Raw genomic sequence first — 16,413 nt, 5'->3', positions numbered from 1 at the left:
GTGACGCCATTACGGCAAACGATGATTACGATATGGATGAATCGATGTCAGATCTTTTTGCCGAGCAGAACCTGATACTGATTGTTGACGACAGCGTCGATACGATTCGTCTGTTGAGCGGCATGCTCAAAGATCAAGGCCAAATACTGTTCGCCACCAGCGGCGAAACCGGTATTCGTCTGGCCCATGAGCGAAAACCGCAACTGATCCTGCTCGATGTGGAAATGCCCGGTATGAGTGGCTATGAAGTCTGCGCGGCGCTGAAAGGAGACCCAAGCACCTCTGGCTGTGCTGTCATTGTTATTACGGCACATACGGGGGTGGACAGTGAAGTCGCAGCGTTGGCTTCTGGTGCAGTGGATTACATCACTAAACCGTTCAATCCTCCGGTCGTGCGCGCACGTGTTCAGACGCACCTTCGACTGCAACAGCACAATCATTTCTTGCTTCAACTGGCGAATCGGGATGGTCTAACGGGGCTATATAATCGACGCTTTTTTGATGAAACACTCGCATTAGAGTTCGAGCGGCACCGACGGCAGAAAATGCCTTTAGGCCTAATGCTTATCGATATCGATCACTTCAAGGCTTACAACGATCATTATGGTCATCAGGGTGGCGATGAGTGCTTGAAGCGTGTGTCGGCTGCCATTGGTGCTACCACGAGACGACCAGGTGAAGTCGTCGCACGCTATGGCGGTGAAGAGTTCGTGGTCATCCTGCCGCACACGGGAACATATGATCTACAAAAGCACGGGGAGTGGGTCTGTAAACAGGTTCGTAGTTTAAACCTCGAACATCAGTCCTCAGCAACCGCCAGCAGCGTTACGATCAGTGCTGGTTTAGCCTCCATTGTGCCTAATCAGAGCGATTCTATGCAGCAACTGATTGCAGCAACTGACCAGGCGCTATACCAAGCAAAGTCAGCTGGGCGAAATCGTGCGGTGATGAGTACGCCGAAGTGATTCGAAAACGCTGGCGGGTAGTCGTCAGCGGCAATAGCTTCGTATCTGGCTGAGCTACATTCTACGGGGCGGGCTTAGTGCAATGGCCCCTTGGGTATCCAGTGACGGGCTTAGAGATATACCTAGAAAGTGCTTTGCTTGATGGTTAACCAAGGAGCAGCAGCTTGCAGACCAAGAAGAGAACGTCCATTTTTTTTGCAGACGTGTGGTTTGTATGGCCTTGCCTGCTGTTTGTGTTATGCCTGACAACCACATTGGTGGTACTGGTCTCTGACTATCGGACTCGGCAAAAAGCCACCTCGGAACTTGATGCAGAAGTGGTCAGAATTGCCAAAGTGCGCTTTGGGCAGTTGCAACATCGGATTGCAGACTTGCACAACGATGTTTTGTTTCTATCCAAGGTTCCTGCGGTGTCGGGAATGGTTCGTGCTTCCCTTGCCGGAGGTATTGACGCCAAAGAAAGCGACAGCTATGAGGTTTGGACACACCGGCTCGAACAACTCTACAGCGCATACCTCGAAACCAACCCGCACTACTTGCAGGCAAGGCTGATTGGCGTAGCGAATAATGGCAAGGAGTTGGTGCGTGTTGAACACAAGGCTGGAGCTGTGTTGGTGACTCCCGCCGATCAGTTGCAGTTCAAGGGCGACCGCGATTATTTCCAAGCCACCGGTAAACTGCGCCAAGGGCAGGTTTATACCTCAGACTTCAACCTCAATCGTGAGCGTGGCAAGCTGGAACTACCCATCGTACCAACGGTACGGGTGGCAACCCCCATCTATGCCGACGACGGCAGCCTATTCGGTATCGTGGTACTCAATATCGACAGCAACGCCATATTGTCCCAGGTGGGAGAGCGGTTGCCTGATAACTATTCTGCTTACATCGTCAATCAGGAAGGGGACTTTCTGCTGCACCCCGACTCAGCTCGCGCCTTTGGTTTTGATCTGGGTAAGCGCTATCGATGGGAGGATGAATTTAAGGCTGTGAGCCAGTCTGCTCCTGGCGAGAAAGGCCCTGTCCAAAATTGGAGAAGCCAGGCGGGAAGTTTGCTGCATGTTGTGCGGCATGACGAGATGCTGAGCGGTGAGGGTTCGGAGCGCCACCTGACAGTATTTATTGCTGTCAGCGACACCGCGGTCATCGAAAGTGTGGCCAGTTCGAGACAGATCACCCTGTTTACGATGCTGGTCATTTCCGGCATCGCTGCCGGCTTTCTTTACCTGTATGGAGTCAGTACGCGACGTCAGTTGCAAGTAATGATGGAGCAAAGCCGCCTTGCTGCCATTGTCGCCAGCTCTAGCGATGCCATCGTTGGTACAACACCGCAAGGCTTTGTGCTCAGTTGGAACGAGGCCTCAGAGCGCATGTTTGGCTACAGTGAAGACGAAGCAGTGGGCCGCTCGTTAGCAAAGTTGATTGGCTCGCCGGAGCTGATAGCGGAACAGGTGCGCCTGACGGCAGCCATTGAGCGCGGAGAAGCAGTCCCCCATTTTGCTACAACACGACGCCGACGCGATGGTACGACCGTGGACGTCTCTATCGCTGTTTCACCCGTCCGTGAGGCTGACGGTAAAGTGACAGCCGTTGCGCAAACAATTCGTGATATCAGCCAAGAAAAGGCCAACGAGTCTCGGATTCTCTCGCTGAACGCCAATCTAGAGCAGCAGGTCGCTGAGCGTACTGCCCAGTTACTGATCGCCAAGGATCGTGCTGAAGTCGCCAGTCAAGCGAAGAGTGAGTTTGTTGCCAATATGAGTCATGAAATTCGCACGCCGATGAATGCCGTGTTGGGCATAACGCACCTTCTGGCGAATACGTCTTTATCCACCGACCAAAATAAATACCTGCAAATGCTGCGAGGTGCTGGGGAGTCCTTGCTTGAAATTTTGAATGACATTCTGGATTTTTCCAAAATTGAGGCCGGTCACTTAGAGATTGTCCCCATTCCGTTCCAGTTGTGCGATGTACTCAACGCACTAGCGACCATTATGTCCATCAATGCCGTCAACAAGGATTTGGAGTTGGTGATCGGCGTCGAGCCGGATGTACCGCAAGCTTTTATCGGTGATGCACTACGGTTACAGCAAGTGCTGGTCAACCTGGTGGGTAACGCTATTAAGTTCACTGAGCGTGGGGAAGTTGTTGTGCTCGTGCAGCGGGTGGGGAGCGAAGAGGACATCGTCAACATGTGCTTCCGGGTGCGTGATACCGGCATTGGTATGACGAACGAACAACAAGCGCGTTTATTTTCACCGTTTTCCCAGGCAGATACCTCCATCACCCGTCGCTTTGGCGGCACTGGCCTTGGGCTGGCTATTTCGAAGCGTTTGGTTTCCTTAATGGCGGGAACCATCACGATGGAGAGTTCCGTCGGCGTCGGCAGTGAGTTCCAGGTAACTATTCCACTTCGACAAAAAAGCTCCATTGAACACATACAACATCCACAAAATACCTTGGGTGACTTACGCATTTTGGTTGTCGATGACAACGTGACCAGTCGTGAGTATTTGTGCAAAACGATTTTTGGTTGGAACTGGCAAGCCGACGGGGTGGCGTCAGGCGAGCAGGCGGTAGAGCAGGTGCGCGTGCTTGAACGGCGTGGTGAGCTCTATGACGCGGTGATAGTAGACTGGCAGATGCCGGGCTTGAATGGGCTCGAAACCATGCAGGGGATCCGGAGGATACTGCCTACGTATACGCAGCCGATTATCATAATGGTCAATGCATTTGATCAGGGTAAGCTCATGCAAGAGCCTTCGTCGGCGGAGATCGATGCAGTCTTGATCAAGCCCGTTACCAGTTCAAATCTGTTCGATACGCTGCATCAAGCGCTGGCAGCGCGAATAGATCCCCAGGTGTCCGTCCAATTCAAAAGCGAGAGCTTATCTTCAAGTCTGCAATTGGATGGCGTGCTCCTACTGCTGGTGGAGGACAATCCCCTGAATCAGTTCGTGGCAACGAACATACTGGAACAAGCTGGCGCGATTGTGGAGGTCGCCGGCGATGGTCAGCAGGCTGTCGATAGATTGCGTGCCGATCCGCAGCGTTATCAAGTAGTGCTAATGGATGTGCAAATGCCAGTCATGGATGGTTTTTCCGCCACCCGAGTTATCCGCAATGAGTTGCAACTGACATTGCCGATATTAGCCATGACTGCGGGGGTATTTGAGTCTGAGCGTGAGCAGTGTGTAACCGCTGGTATGGATGGTTTTATCGCCAAACCCATTGACGTCAAGCAGATGCTGAGCACCATCCGCCAACATGTGCCGACTATCAGCCACGCATCAAAGACGCCAAAAACAATGACTTTAGCACCTTCGATTGACGACCTTTCGGCATTCGATGTTGGGCCGTTACTCGCCGTCGCCAAGAACGACAAAACCTATTTTGACACCCTCATTACATTGATCAAAAGGACTGTAGAGGACGGCGTCGCTCCCATCACTAAAGCGCGTATCGCATGGCAAGAAGGGCGGAGCCGCGATGCGGCGAGCCTGTTCCACACACTGCGGGGAACCCTCGGTACGTTAGGAGCCAGGCGTTTTGCAGAAACATCTCTACAAATCGAATTGGCCATTAACGATAACGACAGGACGCGCGCCGACGCATTGTTTGGTGTGATCACGCTGGATCTGGAGGAAACGCTGACGGCTGCTAAACATTGGATTGCACAACAGGGAGTATCTGAAACGAATGAGAATGCTTCTGCTAACTGGGATCCATCCCAAATAACTGAGTTTTACCTATTGCTCCAGCAACAGAGTTTGGATGCCTGTGAGCTCTACAGCGCTTTGCGGTCGTCGCTTCTATTACAGCTCGGTTACGATCTGGCTAAGGAGTTGGACGCGGCAATGGAGCGGCTGGATTTTCAAACAGCATCGGCGTGCATTCAGTCTGTAATGATCTAATGAAACCGCATTTATTTCGCTACGTTGAAAGCGGATTTTCAAACCATCGACTTCGATGAACTTCATGTCGTCTGAGTTTATCGATTTAGTCATGACGTGTTCCTCGGGTTGCATGCAATATCCCTGTGAGGGGACTTTTTGTGGTCATGCGATGGTTGCAGGCGAGCGCGCGCACTCGCGCAGCAGAAATCTTCGGTCGCCCGCCGAGTACGACGCGCGCTTGGGCAGCTCGAAGCTCGCCCGCTGCGGGCGACAGAACGCTATCGACTCTGCCTCACCGGCCCTACACCAGTGCCGTGCGTTCGATAAAAAACAGCGGTGACAAGGCAACGAAAGCAACGAAATTGGAGGCGTTGCGTTCAAGGTCATCCGCATATGGATTGGCCTTCGCCACCGCCATATCCCCACTCAGAACATCGTGTTCGTGTTGTTGGCCGTTTCCGGCACCGGCTGCAGCACGTCCCAGTGTTCCACGATCTTTCCATCGGCATCGAAGCGGAAGATGTCCACGCCTGCGGTTTCCTTGCCGCCCCAGTCCAGGTAGCGCACGTGGATGAAAGCCAGGTCGCCGTCGATCGCAATACGCTTAACTTCGCACGCCACTTTCCCAACCTGCTTGATGTAACCGGCGATGAAATCGGTGCCATCCGGAAACAGCGGGTTGTGCTGGATATACGGACCAGCAACTAGACCTGCCAGCATTTCGGACTCGCCCTGGTTGAAGACACGCGCGTAGATGGTGTCGATTGCTGCCTGAATGCGATCTCTATTCATGGTTTCACCTTTTGGTTGATGTGATCTGTATTTCATCAGTCGCGAAGGAGATGAACCATGTCTAAAACTCGCTAACACATACCAATTCGTCTCATTCTGCTAATATGACGCGATGGACGCATTGAATGGTTGGTTGAAAGCGGTTCGAGCCGATGGCTTGGTGCTGGCGCGCACCCGCGTGGCGGGGCCATGGGGGTTTGCGGTGCAAGCTTGCGAAGCCGTAATGTTTCATTTCGTCGCGGAGGGACGGGCCTTCGTCCGCCAAGCAGACGCGGCAACCATCGAGCTGCAGGCTGGTGAAATGGTCATGTTCCCGCGTGGCCATGCGCATGAAGTTGTGTATTCGAAGCGCGGCCGAGTCATGCCGCTCGAATCCTTCCTCGCCCTGCGCGATGGCGTCCTCGACAGCGGTCCAAAGGCCACCACGCTGATTTGCGGTCAATTCAACGTGGATCAGCACCTGGCGCTTCCAGCACTGCGGGCGTTACCGCAGTCGGTGTCGTTGCGCGCCGGAATGGAGCCTGGCAGTTCGTCGCTGAGCGATACACTGCGCATGCTACGTCACGAAGTGGAGACACCGAACTTCGGCAACCATATCGTGGTGCGTAACCTGCTCTCGTCCCTGTTCGTTTACTTCATGCGTAGTTGGGCCGATGCGGCTTCTCCAGCGGCAAACGACTGGTTTTCAGCTTTGCGATCGCCGCAGATGACACGGGTTCTCGCGCGCATACACGAAGCACCTGACCATGCATGGACCTTGGAGGAACTCGCCAAAGAAGCTCGCTTGTCGCGTGCTGCTTTTGCCCGTAACTTCTGCGCCTTGGTGGGCGAGCCACCACACCAATATCTGACGCGTTGGCGCATGGGAATTGCCGCGCAACTGTTGGAGGAGACCGAGCTGCGACTTGGCGAGATCGCCTCGCAAGTTGGCTATAGGTCGGAATTTTCGTTCAGTCGTGCCTTCAAGTTGGCGCGAGGAGTTTCACCGATCCAGTACCGCCGAGCACAACAGAATCAAGCACCCGCAGGTCAGCGCGAGCCTGGGTCGGTTGCGACGCGATCCCTGCCAACGTAGACACCGTGATGGGTGTATGCGCCTCGGCCGACAATCAGATGAGATCCAGTCGGAAATGTCGTCATTCGGTGCCTCCTAAATTGGTGTTTGTGGGTTGCTGCAGTGCCTCCTTCACACTCTAGGATGGCAGTGCTGTTGCCGCTGCCCCAAAACTGACCCAGTAGAGGCTGTTCTGCCGACTGAAAACTGACCCAGGTGTTCAACTGCTTCTGCTCACTTTCCGAGCAGGAGAACACAGGGTGATCAGCATGGAAATCTTGGGAAAAATCCGGCGGATGAACGAAAGCGCAAGGACGAAGATGGTATCGAGGACGATGAACCGTTTTGATCTGCACCATAAACACCCTGCCGCATGCCTGCATGCGGTCGGGCCCGATGCGTCTTCAACCAGGACACTACTGCTAAGCTTATCCACAATTGCTGGGACAAAAATCAGCAATCCGCCCTGGGTCAATTTTCAATTGGCAGGGTGGGTCAGTTTTCAATCAGCGCCAACACATGGGCAACCGGGCACTGTTGGAAGTGCTCGAAGACTGGGAGAACAAACCTGGTGCGACACCAATCAGTCAGATTATCCTCGCAGCTCCAGATGTCGATGCCAAACGATTCAAGCAATTTGGACGTGTCTTCAATTTGTATGAGCAAGTGACTCTTTACGCCTCCCGCCATGATCGAGCGATTGCGGCTTCGCAGTTTGTTCATAGCTATCCCATAGCAGGCGGCGCCAATCCTCCATTAGTCATGGATCACCTTTCGACTATCGACGTATCGAGCGCGGGCAGAGACATGTTTGGGTTGGGGCATAGCTACGTCGCCGAGGTATCGAAAATTTTTCGGGATCTTTTTTACATTGTGAGGCATCGCCACAAGCCAGACTAACGGGCGGGGATCTCGAAAAAAGAGGAAGGATATTGGGAGCTGACCTGACGACGCTTCAGAGCGAAGCGCCGCAAGATGAGTCGACAAGCGAGATCAGAGCGCGGGTCATCGGTGCCCCATGTTTTGACTTCCAATCCGCCTCTTTAGCATTAGTTAGTTAGAGGCTTTTTGAAACTTCGCCTGGCGCTGCCCAACTCCCTCTGGCTTACTATTAACTTGTTTTTCGCCTCTACCTGCCGTGCGACACGATCAGCAGTTCAGTGGCTTCGCGAGCTGGAAGCACGCAGCGGAATCGCGAAAAATCTGGGCTGTTTGCAGGCTTACCCGGCCGGTGAGGAACCGGCACGCACTTGGGCAACTCCACTGTGATAGACCTTGATGCGCTTTACAACCGCTCTGGGTGGATAGCTACCGGTGAGCGTGGAAGATCGGTAGAGCCATTCCCCGCCTGGCGTATTGATCGAGCGCGCAATCTGATTGCTTTCGTAGGGCGGATAACTCGCAAGCGTTATCCGCCGTGGAGAGGGTGGCGTATTACATATTCCGGGTTATGCGCCCTACGTTACTAACGATGGTTGCGATAGCGTTCGGCCAAGGACTGCACGAGGGTGACGTAGGATTGCGTCTCAGCGTAGGGAGGTACCCCGTTGTACTCGACCACGGACGCTTCGCCAACGTTGTAGCCTGCCAACCTTCCAGCGACCTCATAGTCGGATGGTCGCTGGAAGGAGGGACTTAGCGTTTGACGCCCAGATCGATCTGGGTCATGCGGCTGCGAATAGTGAACACACCATCGCCCGAGAGAATCGCGCTACGCGCAAACAGGCGCCCGCTCTCCCAGTTCGACAGGCCCAGTTCCGGCTTGTTGAGGGCGTACTGGCCATCGACCCAACGGGTAATGCCGTTGCCGACAAAAGGCGCGTTGACCGCGTTGTAGAAGCGCTCATGCGCCGCGCCATCTTCACTGATCAGCGACACGGTGAACTGCGGGCTGTAGCGGTTGAACAAGGCGATGGCGTTGTCCAGGTCGTCGACGATTTTCAGGCTGACTTCCGGGGTTTCTTCCCATTCCCACTCGCGCCCCAATTGATCTTCGGGCAGCGGCTCGGCCAAGGCTTCGGTCTGATAACCTTCGGCGCGGCAGACGTCGACCTTCGCAGTCCTCCAATCGTAAGGCAGGTACGACTCGCTGCCCTCAACGATGTGCAACTTGCAACCTTCGTCCCGTGCGGCTCCAGCCTGTTTCAAGGCCTGTAGAAACAGCGGCACCAGTTCGGTGGCGCGGTCGCGGTGGATCAGGCACACGTTCAGGGTGTTGCAGACCTTGCGGTCCAGGGAGTTGCGCACCACAGCGGCAAAGCGCGTGGCATCGGCGTCGGCATTGGCGATCAGCCAGGCGCCACCGGTGCCGTGCAGGCTGACGGCGGTGCCGGCCTGCTGCGCGATGCTGCCCAACTGACTGACGGCACGTCCCGAACCACGGGCCACAGCTAGGGACAGACGTCGGTCGGCGAACATCGCCCAACCGGCGGCGTGATTGACGCTTTCCACCAGCGACACTGCGCCGGCTGGCAACCCGGCATCGACCAATGCCGGATTCAACGCGTGGGTGACAATGGCTTGCGCCGTGCCCAAGGCATCGCTGCCAATGCGCAGCACTGCGGTGTTACCGGTGCGCAACACACCGGCGGCATCGGCGAAGACATTCGGCCGGCCTTCGAAGACGAAAGCGACGATGCCCAACGGCGAGACCACTTGCTCGACTTTCCAGCCGTCATGCTCGACGCAACTGACCACTTTGCCACGGGTGGCCGGTGCATCGCGCCAGGCACGCAGACCGGTAATCATGTCCCGACGCATGCGCTCATCGGCCAACAGTCGTGTGGTAGAGCGCCCACGCGCCTTGGCTCGCTGGATGTCGGCCAGGTTCGCCGCCTCGATCAAGGCCCAGCAATCGGGGGTTTCCAGACGTTGGGCAAACAGATCGAAGAACCCGCTGATCGCCTGATCCGAGACCGCCGACAGGGCGCTGAACGCCGCTTCGGCGCGCTCGATCGCCACGGCAGCCGTTTGCTGATCCGCCACCGGGATCAACAACAACTCGCCGCTGACCTGTTCCACCAGCAGGTGGTCTCCGGGCTGGAAGCGTGCCGCCAGTTCGGGGCTGACCACAGAGACACGATTACCCGCGAAAGGGATTGGCGTGCCAGCGACTAGACGTTCGAGCGCAAGAGACATAAAGCGGTTTCACCATGGTGTGGACGGCCGGGAAGGGGACCGATCGGGTTTATCCGTAGCTCGGCAGAGAGCTGATTTTTTTCCAAGGACACTGTTGGCTATGTGTCCAGAAGATTCTCCATTTTAACTTCATGCATCTCAAAGGACACCAGATGCTTTTCAGTACATTGCGATGCCTCCACTAAACCAACGGTGCACTCGAACCAGGAGGTGTTTTGGAGACTTGGAATTTTGAGACTATCAATGACCTCGCATAAGACGCTGACGCCAAGCCTGATCAGTATGTTCAGAACAACGCCTCGCTGGATTATTTCACTCAGCACAATTAAGTCATGACATCCCTGCAGGTTCTCTAATTGCCCATACATGGTGAGACTGAACGCAGAAGCAGTTGACCCATTTCGGGTTAATGCAGTGTCCATCCAGGGAGTCCCCACATGATTGATGTCGCTCATTCCTGCGACGGTAACCCTTGGTTGGATACTCCAGCCATGGCCCTTACCGAATACGAATGCGGCTTTTTGCTGCCCCAATTGATGGGAGCGCTGGCTAGCGAATCTAGAGCGGCTCATGTCACGCACAGATCCAGCACGCATCAGAACAAGGCGTCGGTCCTGAAACTATGCGCCCCAATTTTGCGTGCATTGAAGCTTCGTTTTTCTCCCCTATAACGACATTCGGCGCCCATGTGTTGTGCGACCTTGCAGAGAATTGAGATGACCTACGACTTTGATTTATTTGTGATTGGTGCAGGTTCCGGCGGTGTCCGCGCAGCGCGTTTTGCCGCAGGGTTCGGCGCGAAAGTGGCGGTTGCCGAGAGTCGCTACCTCGGTGGTACGTGCGTCAACGTCGGTTGCGTACCGAAGAAACTGCTGGTCTACGGGTCCCATTTTGCTGACGACTTTGAACAGGCCGAGGGCTTTGGTTGGACTGCCGGCAAGGCACAATTCGACTGGGGAAAATTGATCTCCAACAAGAACCGTGAGATCGAACGACTCAATGGTATTTATCGCAAACTGCTGATCAACAGCGGCGTAACGATACTCGAAGGTCATGCACGACTCACCGACGCGCATCATGTGGAAATCAATGGACAGCGTTTCAGCGCCGAACGCATTTTGATTGCAACAGGCGGCTGGCCACAAATTCCGGATATTCCAGGTCGCGAGCATGCCATCACTTCGAATGAAGCATTCTTTCTGGAGCAACTGCCCAAGCGAGTACTGGTGGTGGGCGGCGGTTACATCGCCGTCGAATTCGCCGGCATCTTCAATGGCCTTGGTGCCGACACCAGCCTTCTGTATCGCGGTGATCTATTCCTGCGTGGGTTTGATAAGGCGGTTCGCACGCACCTGGTGCAGGAGCTGACCAAGCGCGGACTGCAATTGGAATTCAACACCGATATCGTCCAGATCGATAAACAGTCTGACGGTAGTCTACTGGCGACACTCAACGACGGTCGTCAACTGGAGACCGACAGCATTTTCTACGCCACTGGCCGGCGGCCGATGCTCGACAATCTGGGCCTGGAAAATACCCGCGTCGAACTCAATGAAAAGGGTTACATAGACGTCAATGACAACTTTGAAACTCGCGAACCATCGATCCTGGCGTTGGGTGATGTGATTGGCCGAGTGCAACTGACCCCTGTTGCAACGGCGGAAGGCATGGCGGTCGCTCGTCGATTGTTCAAACCTGAAGAATATCGTCCAGTAGATTACCGCCACATTCCCACTGCTGTGTTCAGCCAGCCCAACATCGGAACCGTTGGGCTGACTGAGGAACAGGCGCTGGAGAATGGCCACAATGTGACCGTTTTCGAAAGCCGATTTAAGCCGATGAAACTGACCCTCACGGATTCGTCTGAGCAGACGTTGATGAAGCTGGTGGTGGATGCTGTTACTGATCGGGTCTTGGGCGCGCACATGGTGGGTCCCGACGCCGGAGACATCATCCAAGGGCTGGCCATCGCGTTGAAAGCGGGTGCGACCAAGCTCCTGTTCGATGAAACCATCGGTGTGCACCCGACCTCGGCAGAAGAATTTGTGACCCTGCGTACACCTGTCTCTGGCAGATGACAGCAGACGGCCAATCCAAATACTTTTTTCAAGAGTGTTGTTATGAAAGTCCAATTACCTCGTTACGAAGGCTGGTCGCTGTTCGGTCTGCTGTGTTTGCTGATATTGGTGATGACGGCGTTGATACTGGCGCTGAGTCCAGATTTAGTTGAAGGTCTACGTAGCGCAATCCGCGCCACCGCGCGCACCTCGTTTGCTCTGTTTCTTGTGGCTTTTACCGCCTCTGCATTCGCTGTTTTGGTACCGTCCCCGTTTTCCAAAGCGCTTGTGCGCGAGCGTCGTTTCATTGGTCTGGCATTCGCGTTCTCTCACCTGCTGCATGCGGTATTGATCTACGAGTACGGTCAGCTGAACACCGAGTTCTGGCCCGGTCGATGCACTATCACCAACATCCATGGCACGCTTGGCTATTTGTTTATCCCGATCCTGTGGATGACAATTACGCCCTTCAAGACCACCACACGTCTGATTGGTCGCAAGACCTGGAAGGCCTTGCACCCCACCGGCATGAGGGTGCTAGCAGCAGTTTTTGCTTACTCCAACTTCAAACGCATCCCCCTGAGCGCTTGGTATGTATTGCCGTTTAGCATCATGTTTTCGGCAAATGCCATTCGGGTTGTGGGTAAGCTCGCACAGAAGAACAAACGGAATCAGCCTCGCGCTTTTGCTTGAAATCGATTTGGTTTGAGCGGAGCAGGGGAGAGCGTATGTCGATAAATATGGTCGTGAACACTCCGTTCACTCGTCATTGGATTGGTCTACATTGAATTGGCTTGCCTAGGTGTATGTCACCATCAACATCGGTTACAGCACCGTCAAATTGACGTTGACCTCCCTCGCGGCTTTCATGCCTCCGTTGCTCCCGTATACCGACAAGCTCGTTTGATGTGTTACAGACTCGGTTCCTCTGGCATCGCAACACTGCTTACAAGGCAGGGGCTCGATAACGTCCATCTATGTTGGAGCAAGCGTCATGAGCCTTACTCTCTACGGTTTTGACGGCAGTCCATACGTTCGTACGGTGAAAATGCTGCTGAAGGAAAAAGGAGCGGAATTCAATCAGTTACAGGTTAACGTGATGAAAGGTGAACCGCATCATCCGGAACACCTCGCACGGAATGCGTTCGGGAAAGTGCCGGTCATCGATCACGACGATTTCAGGGTGATCGAAACAAGCGCGATCATGAGCTATCTGGATGAAGTTCTGCCTGGGACTTCACTGACGCCCAAAACTGCTCGGGACCGCGCCAGGAGCCATATGGCTCAGGCAATCTACGATTCCTATGGTTATGGTTCGATGGTCGCCGTCTTCGGTTATTACCTGTTCCCTGACTTCATTGGCGGGCAGAACGACGCCTCTCGCCTTCAAGGCATCGAGAAATCGAAACTGGTGCTCAGCGAGTTGATGAAGATCAAAGGCAACGATCCATTTGTGGGTGGGCCCGCATTGAGCATCGGCGACCTGTACCTGGCACCGGCATGTGCTTACTTATCGATGACGCCGGACGCAGAGGAAATTTTTGCCACCAAAGGCTTCGCAGACTGGTGGACAAGGGGCCACGGCGCGGAGCCGCCCTGTTACGGCGTAAAAACAACTATCACAGCGCGGCGTCAGTCGCCTTTATGGACCTGATGTTGGGAGTGTCGGTGGGGGCAGTAGCTTCGGCAAAAAAATGATCATTACACGCAATGAAATGCTGGATTGTAATTGCTGGTCATTCCGCTGTTTATGAGAGGAGGGGAAGATAACTCCATCGACGCGATCACCGGGTCGAACTCAAACAACAATCGGAGCACGTCATGTCCCAGCAAGCGATCAAACTTTATCGTCACCCTTTGTCTGGCCACTCTCATCGGGTCGAACTGATGCTGTCCCTGCTGGGACTGCCAACCGAACTGGTATTCGTGGATCTGATGAAGGGCGCGCACAAAACGCCTGACTTCCTGGCTCTCAACCGCTTTGGCCAAGTGCCGGTGATCGATGACAACGGCACCGTCCTGGCTGACTCCAACGCCATCGTGGTTTATCTCGCCGCCAAATATGGCAAGGGCCAATGGCTGCCGACCGACCCGGTAGAGCAAGCCAAGGTTCAACGCTGGTTGTCGGTGGCCGCCGGTCAAATCAATTCGGGCCCTGCCACCGCGCGATTGATCACCGTGTTTGGTGCCGGTTATGACGCCGAAGAAACGATCAAACGTTCTCATGCCCTGCTCAAGATCATGGAGGAGGAGCTGGGTCAGAGCAAATTCCTGGCCGGCGACAAGCCGACCGTCGCCGATGTTGCTGCCTACACTTACGTGTCCCACGCACCGGAAGGTAACGTGGCGCTGACTGAATACCCGAATGTCCGTGCCTGGTTGAGCAGCATCGAAGGGTTGCCGAACTTCGTTGGCATGCAACGTACTGCTGTAGGCTTGCAAGAGGCTTGACTCGATTCTGAAGGAGCTTGCCGGGAGAATAATTCCGGCCAGTTCCTTTTCATCTGTTTCGCAGTTCTCCCAGGACGCTTTACGTACATGCAGCCAGCCCGACGGCGCGTGCGAAAGTCGCTGTAGCCGACGATACTGGCAATCAGGTCTTCCCGCGCAAGCGGCCAGATACCTCGCTGTCCTCTCATCAAGACAGGGGCGACTATGGATCGTTTTCAAGAAATGCAGATATTCATGGCCGTAGCCGAGGAAGAAGGCTTTGCCGCCGCCGCCCGCCTGTTGAATATCTCTCCCCCCAGCGTGACCCGTGCCATCGCCGCGATGGAGGAGCGAATCGGCACACAGCTCCTTTCTCGAACCACTCGCAGCCTGCATCTCACCGAAGCGGGTCAACGCTATCTCGAGGATTGTCGGCGTATCCTCAGTGATATCGACGAGGCGGAGGAAGCGGCTGCTGGTAGTTACTCGATACCGTGCGGGCATTTAACCGTCACCGCGTCGGTGCTGTTTGGTGAGTTGTACATTGCGCCGCTGCTGGCCGACTACGTAGATCAATATCCCTCGGTGCATCTCAATGCCTTGCTGGTTGACCGTGTGGTGAACATGGCCGATGAGGGTATCGATGTGGCCATCCGCATTGGTCATTTGCACGAGACCAATCAGCACACCATCAAAGTCGGCGAAGTACGCCAGGTGATCTGCGGTACCCCCGATTATTTCGAACGCTACGGCAGGCCGCGTCATCCCGGAGAACTCAGTACCGCCAACATCGTCATGTCTTCGGCCAGCCATTTGCTGAGCGACTGGCAATTCGTCAACGACGGCAACGCCCTGAGCTTTCGATTCGAACCGCGATTGGTGGTCACCGCCAATCAGGCCGCGATCAATATCGCCAGCCTGGGCTGGGGCGTGACGCGGGTGTTGTCCTATCAGGTGGCCAGACAGGTGGCGGCTGGCGAACTGGAATTGGTGCTGGAGGACTTCGAACCGCCTGCGCTGCCCATTCAAGTGGTCTACCTCAAGAGCACCCGAATACCGGCAAAGGTTCGTACCTTCGTGGATTTTCTCGCGGATCGACTCGGCAAGGATTCGGCGCTCAAGGCTGCGGTGAAGGGTTCCAACTGATGGATCGCTACCATGAAATGCTGATGTTCGAAGCGTTATCGGAGCGTCCCAGTCTGGCTGCTGCGGCCCGTCGTCTGGATGTGTCCGGACCTACGGTCGTTCGCGCCATTGCACGGCTGGAGGAACGTCTTGGCGTGCCTCTGTTACTTCGAAGCACCCGCGGGGTGTCGCTGACCGAGGCCGGCGCCGGCTTCATGGTCGATTGTTCACGCATTCTCAAGGCCATCGAAGACGCAGAGGCTTCGGCCAAGGGCTTACACGTTCAGGCCCAAGGCAATCTCACGGTGCTGATGCCTTTGCTGTTCAGTCGTTATGTCATGACCTCGATTCTGACGGACTACATGAGTCTGTATCCTGAGGTAAAAGTCTTTGCGCAATACCATGATCGTTTTCCGAACATGAATGAAGAGGGCATCGATGTGGCGGTGCTGATCGGCAATCTACCAAGTTCGTCATTGATCGCACGACAGGTGGGCTATGTACGCTCGATGGCATGCAGCAGCCCTGCTTATCTGGCTGCTCACGGTGAGCCCGGCGTACCTGAGGATCTGCAAAATCATCGACTGGTCGCCACCCATGCTTATCGAGACTGGGTCCAGTGGGACTTCCACCACGACGGTGAGGTGAATCACTTAAAAGCCCGGACACGGATCAGTTGCGCGACAGTACAGGCGGCCATCGATGCAACCGCTCATGGCGCCGGCATTACCCGTTGTCTTAGCTATCCGTTGTACGAGTATTTGTACACTGGGCGATTGCGGCGTGTGTTGCAGCCCTATGAGTTACCGGCGCTGCCGGTGCACGTGGTGTACCGCGAAGGGCGCAAGGCCTCGATGCGGGTGCGCAGTTTTGTTGACCACATCGTCGACGGCCTGCGCGAGCATCCGGCCATGCAGCCGGATGTTCTTTGAACGCTTGCAGCGCACGCAACAGCGGAG

12 protein-coding genes and 3 pseudogenes are annotated in these 16,413 nt (G+C 55.1%); 11 read left to right on the top strand and 4 right to left on the bottom strand.

From position 1 onward, the window contains the following. Positions 1-32 precede the first annotated feature (32 nt). Together AC07W5_RS16400 and AC07W5_RS16395 are read left to right on the top strand one after the other, a co-directional pair. A complete protein-coding gene (locus AC07W5_RS16400; RefSeq protein ID WP_495023807.1) occupies positions 33-965 on the top strand; it encodes a GGDEF domain-containing response regulator in 933 nt (310 codons plus the stop codon). Positions 966-1,129: 164 nt separating this feature from the next. Beyond that, a complete protein-coding gene (locus AC07W5_RS16395) occupies positions 1,130-4,876 on the top strand; it encodes a response regulator (RefSeq protein ID WP_495023806.1) in 3,747 nt (1,248 codons plus the stop codon). 408 nt (positions 4,877-5,284) lie between these two features. On the opposite strand, the gene AC07W5_RS16390 is transcribed toward AC07W5_RS16395, so the two are convergent. Further along, on the bottom strand, positions 5,285-5,650 hold the full coding sequence (locus tag AC07W5_RS16390; RefSeq protein ID WP_495023805.1) for a nuclear transport factor 2 family protein: 366 nt from the start codon (positions 5,648-5,650) through the stop codon (positions 5,285-5,287). A 112-nt stretch (positions 5,651-5,762) separates the two neighbouring features. Here AC07W5_RS16390 and AC07W5_RS16385 point away from each other — a divergent pair, with 112 nt between their 5' ends. Next, positions 5,763-6,725 carry an AraC family transcriptional regulator gene (locus AC07W5_RS16385; protein WP_495023804.1) on the top strand — a complete coding sequence of 321 codons (963 nt, stop codon included), beginning with the start codon at positions 5,763-5,765 and terminating at the stop codon, positions 6,723-6,725. 417 nt (positions 6,726-7,142) lie between these two features. Further along, positions 7,143-7,604: an alpha/beta hydrolase gene (locus AC07W5_RS16380; protein ID WP_495023803.1), complete on the top strand. Its 462-nt coding sequence runs from the start codon at positions 7,143-7,145 to the stop codon at positions 7,602-7,604. Between the two features lie 565 nt (positions 7,605-8,169). Here the strand turns inward: AC07W5_RS16380 and AC07W5_RS16375 are convergent. The 3 genes and pseudogenes from AC07W5_RS16375 to AC07W5_RS16365 all read right to left on the bottom strand — a co-directional run. Then, a pseudogene (locus tag AC07W5_RS16375) lies at positions 8,170-8,295 on the bottom strand (lytic transglycosylase domain-containing protein); the annotation flags it as partial. A 44-nt stretch (positions 8,296-8,339) separates the two neighbouring features. Then, positions 8,340-9,842 carry an aldehyde dehydrogenase family protein gene (locus AC07W5_RS16370; RefSeq protein ID WP_495023802.1) on the bottom strand — a complete coding sequence of 501 codons (1,503 nt, stop codon included), beginning with the start codon at positions 9,840-9,842 and terminating at the stop codon, positions 8,340-8,342. 98 nt (positions 9,843-9,940) lie between these two features. Continuing rightward, entirely contained in the window at positions 9,941-10,414 is a 474-nt protein-coding gene (locus tag AC07W5_RS16365) for a hypothetical protein (RefSeq protein WP_495023801.1), read from the bottom strand. 144 nt (positions 10,415-10,558) lie between these two features. On the opposite strand from AC07W5_RS16365, the gene gorA reads away from it, so the two are divergent. The 7 genes and pseudogenes from gorA (at position 10,559) to AC07W5_RS16330 (ending at position 16,386) form a co-directional block, all read left to right on the top strand. Next, entirely contained in the window at positions 10,559-11,920 is a 1,362-nt protein-coding gene (gorA, locus tag AC07W5_RS16360) for a glutathione-disulfide reductase (RefSeq protein WP_495012329.1), read from the top strand. Positions 11,921-11,962: 42 nt separating this feature from the next. Further along, complete coding sequence (locus tag AC07W5_RS16355; RefSeq protein WP_495023800.1) at positions 11,963-12,592, top strand: hypothetical protein; 630 nt, start codon at positions 11,963-11,965, stop codon at positions 12,590-12,592. A 301-nt stretch (positions 12,593-12,893) separates the two neighbouring features. Beyond that, a pseudogene (locus tag AC07W5_RS16350) lies at positions 12,894-13,112 on the top strand (glutathione S-transferase N-terminal domain-containing protein); the annotation flags it as partial. Positions 13,113-13,477: 365 nt separating this feature from the next. Continuing rightward, a pseudogene (locus tag AC07W5_RS16345) lies at positions 13,478-13,597 on the top strand (transcriptional regulator CynR); the annotation flags it as partial. A 123-nt stretch (positions 13,598-13,720) separates the two neighbouring features. Beyond that, entirely contained in the window at positions 13,721-14,350 is a 630-nt protein-coding gene (locus tag AC07W5_RS16340) for a glutathione S-transferase family protein (protein WP_495023799.1), read from the top strand. Positions 14,351-14,554: 204 nt separating this feature from the next. Beyond that, positions 14,555-15,475 (top strand): LysR substrate-binding domain-containing protein, encoded by a 921-nt coding sequence (locus AC07W5_RS16335; RefSeq protein WP_495023798.1) that lies wholly within the window; start codon positions 14,555-14,557, stop codon positions 15,473-15,475. Continuing rightward, on the top strand, positions 15,475-16,386 hold the full coding sequence (locus tag AC07W5_RS16330; RefSeq protein WP_495023797.1) for a LysR family transcriptional regulator: 912 nt from the start codon (positions 15,475-15,477) through the stop codon (positions 16,384-16,386). Before AC07W5_RS16335 ends, AC07W5_RS16330 begins: the two co-directional genes overlap by 1 nt. Positions 16,387-16,413: the final 27 nt, after the last annotated feature.

The organism is Pseudomonas sp. GW821-FHT01E05 (assembly GCF_059422425.1).
This window is presented reverse-complemented; position numbering and strand designations above follow the sequence as displayed.

What these genes read in the sequence shown, in the direction of transcription:
- AC07W5_RS16400 (WP_495023807.1), top strand. Translation starts at nt 33, where the DNA reads ATGGATGAATCGATGTCAGATCTTTTTGCCGAGCAGAACCTGATACTG.
- AC07W5_RS16390 (WP_495023805.1), bottom strand. Translation starts at nt 5,650, where the DNA reads ATGAATAGAGATCGCATTCAGGCAGCAATCGACACCATCTACGCGCGT.
- AC07W5_RS16385 (WP_495023804.1), top strand. Translation starts at nt 5,763, where the DNA reads ATGGACGCATTGAATGGTTGGTTGAAAGCGGTTCGAGCCGATGGCTTG.
- AC07W5_RS16370 (WP_495023802.1), bottom strand. Translation starts at nt 9,842, where the DNA reads ATGTCTCTTGCGCTCGAACGTCTAGTCGCTGGCACGCCAATCCCTTTC.
- AC07W5_RS16365 (WP_495023801.1), bottom strand. Translation starts at nt 10,414, where the DNA reads ATGAGCCGCTCTAGATTCGCTAGCCAGCGCTCCCATCAATTGGGGCAG.
- gorA (WP_495012329.1), top strand. Translation starts at nt 10,559, where the DNA reads ATGACCTACGACTTTGATTTATTTGTGATTGGTGCAGGTTCCGGCGGT.
- AC07W5_RS16355 (WP_495023800.1), top strand. Translation starts at nt 11,963, where the DNA reads ATGAAAGTCCAATTACCTCGTTACGAAGGCTGGTCGCTGTTCGGTCTG.
- AC07W5_RS16340 (WP_495023799.1), top strand. Translation starts at nt 13,721, where the DNA reads ATGTCCCAGCAAGCGATCAAACTTTATCGTCACCCTTTGTCTGGCCAC.
- AC07W5_RS16335 (WP_495023798.1), top strand. Translation starts at nt 14,555, where the DNA reads ATGGATCGTTTTCAAGAAATGCAGATATTCATGGCCGTAGCCGAGGAA.
- AC07W5_RS16330 (WP_495023797.1), top strand. Translation starts at nt 15,475, where the DNA reads ATGGATCGCTACCATGAAATGCTGATGTTCGAAGCGTTATCGGAGCGT.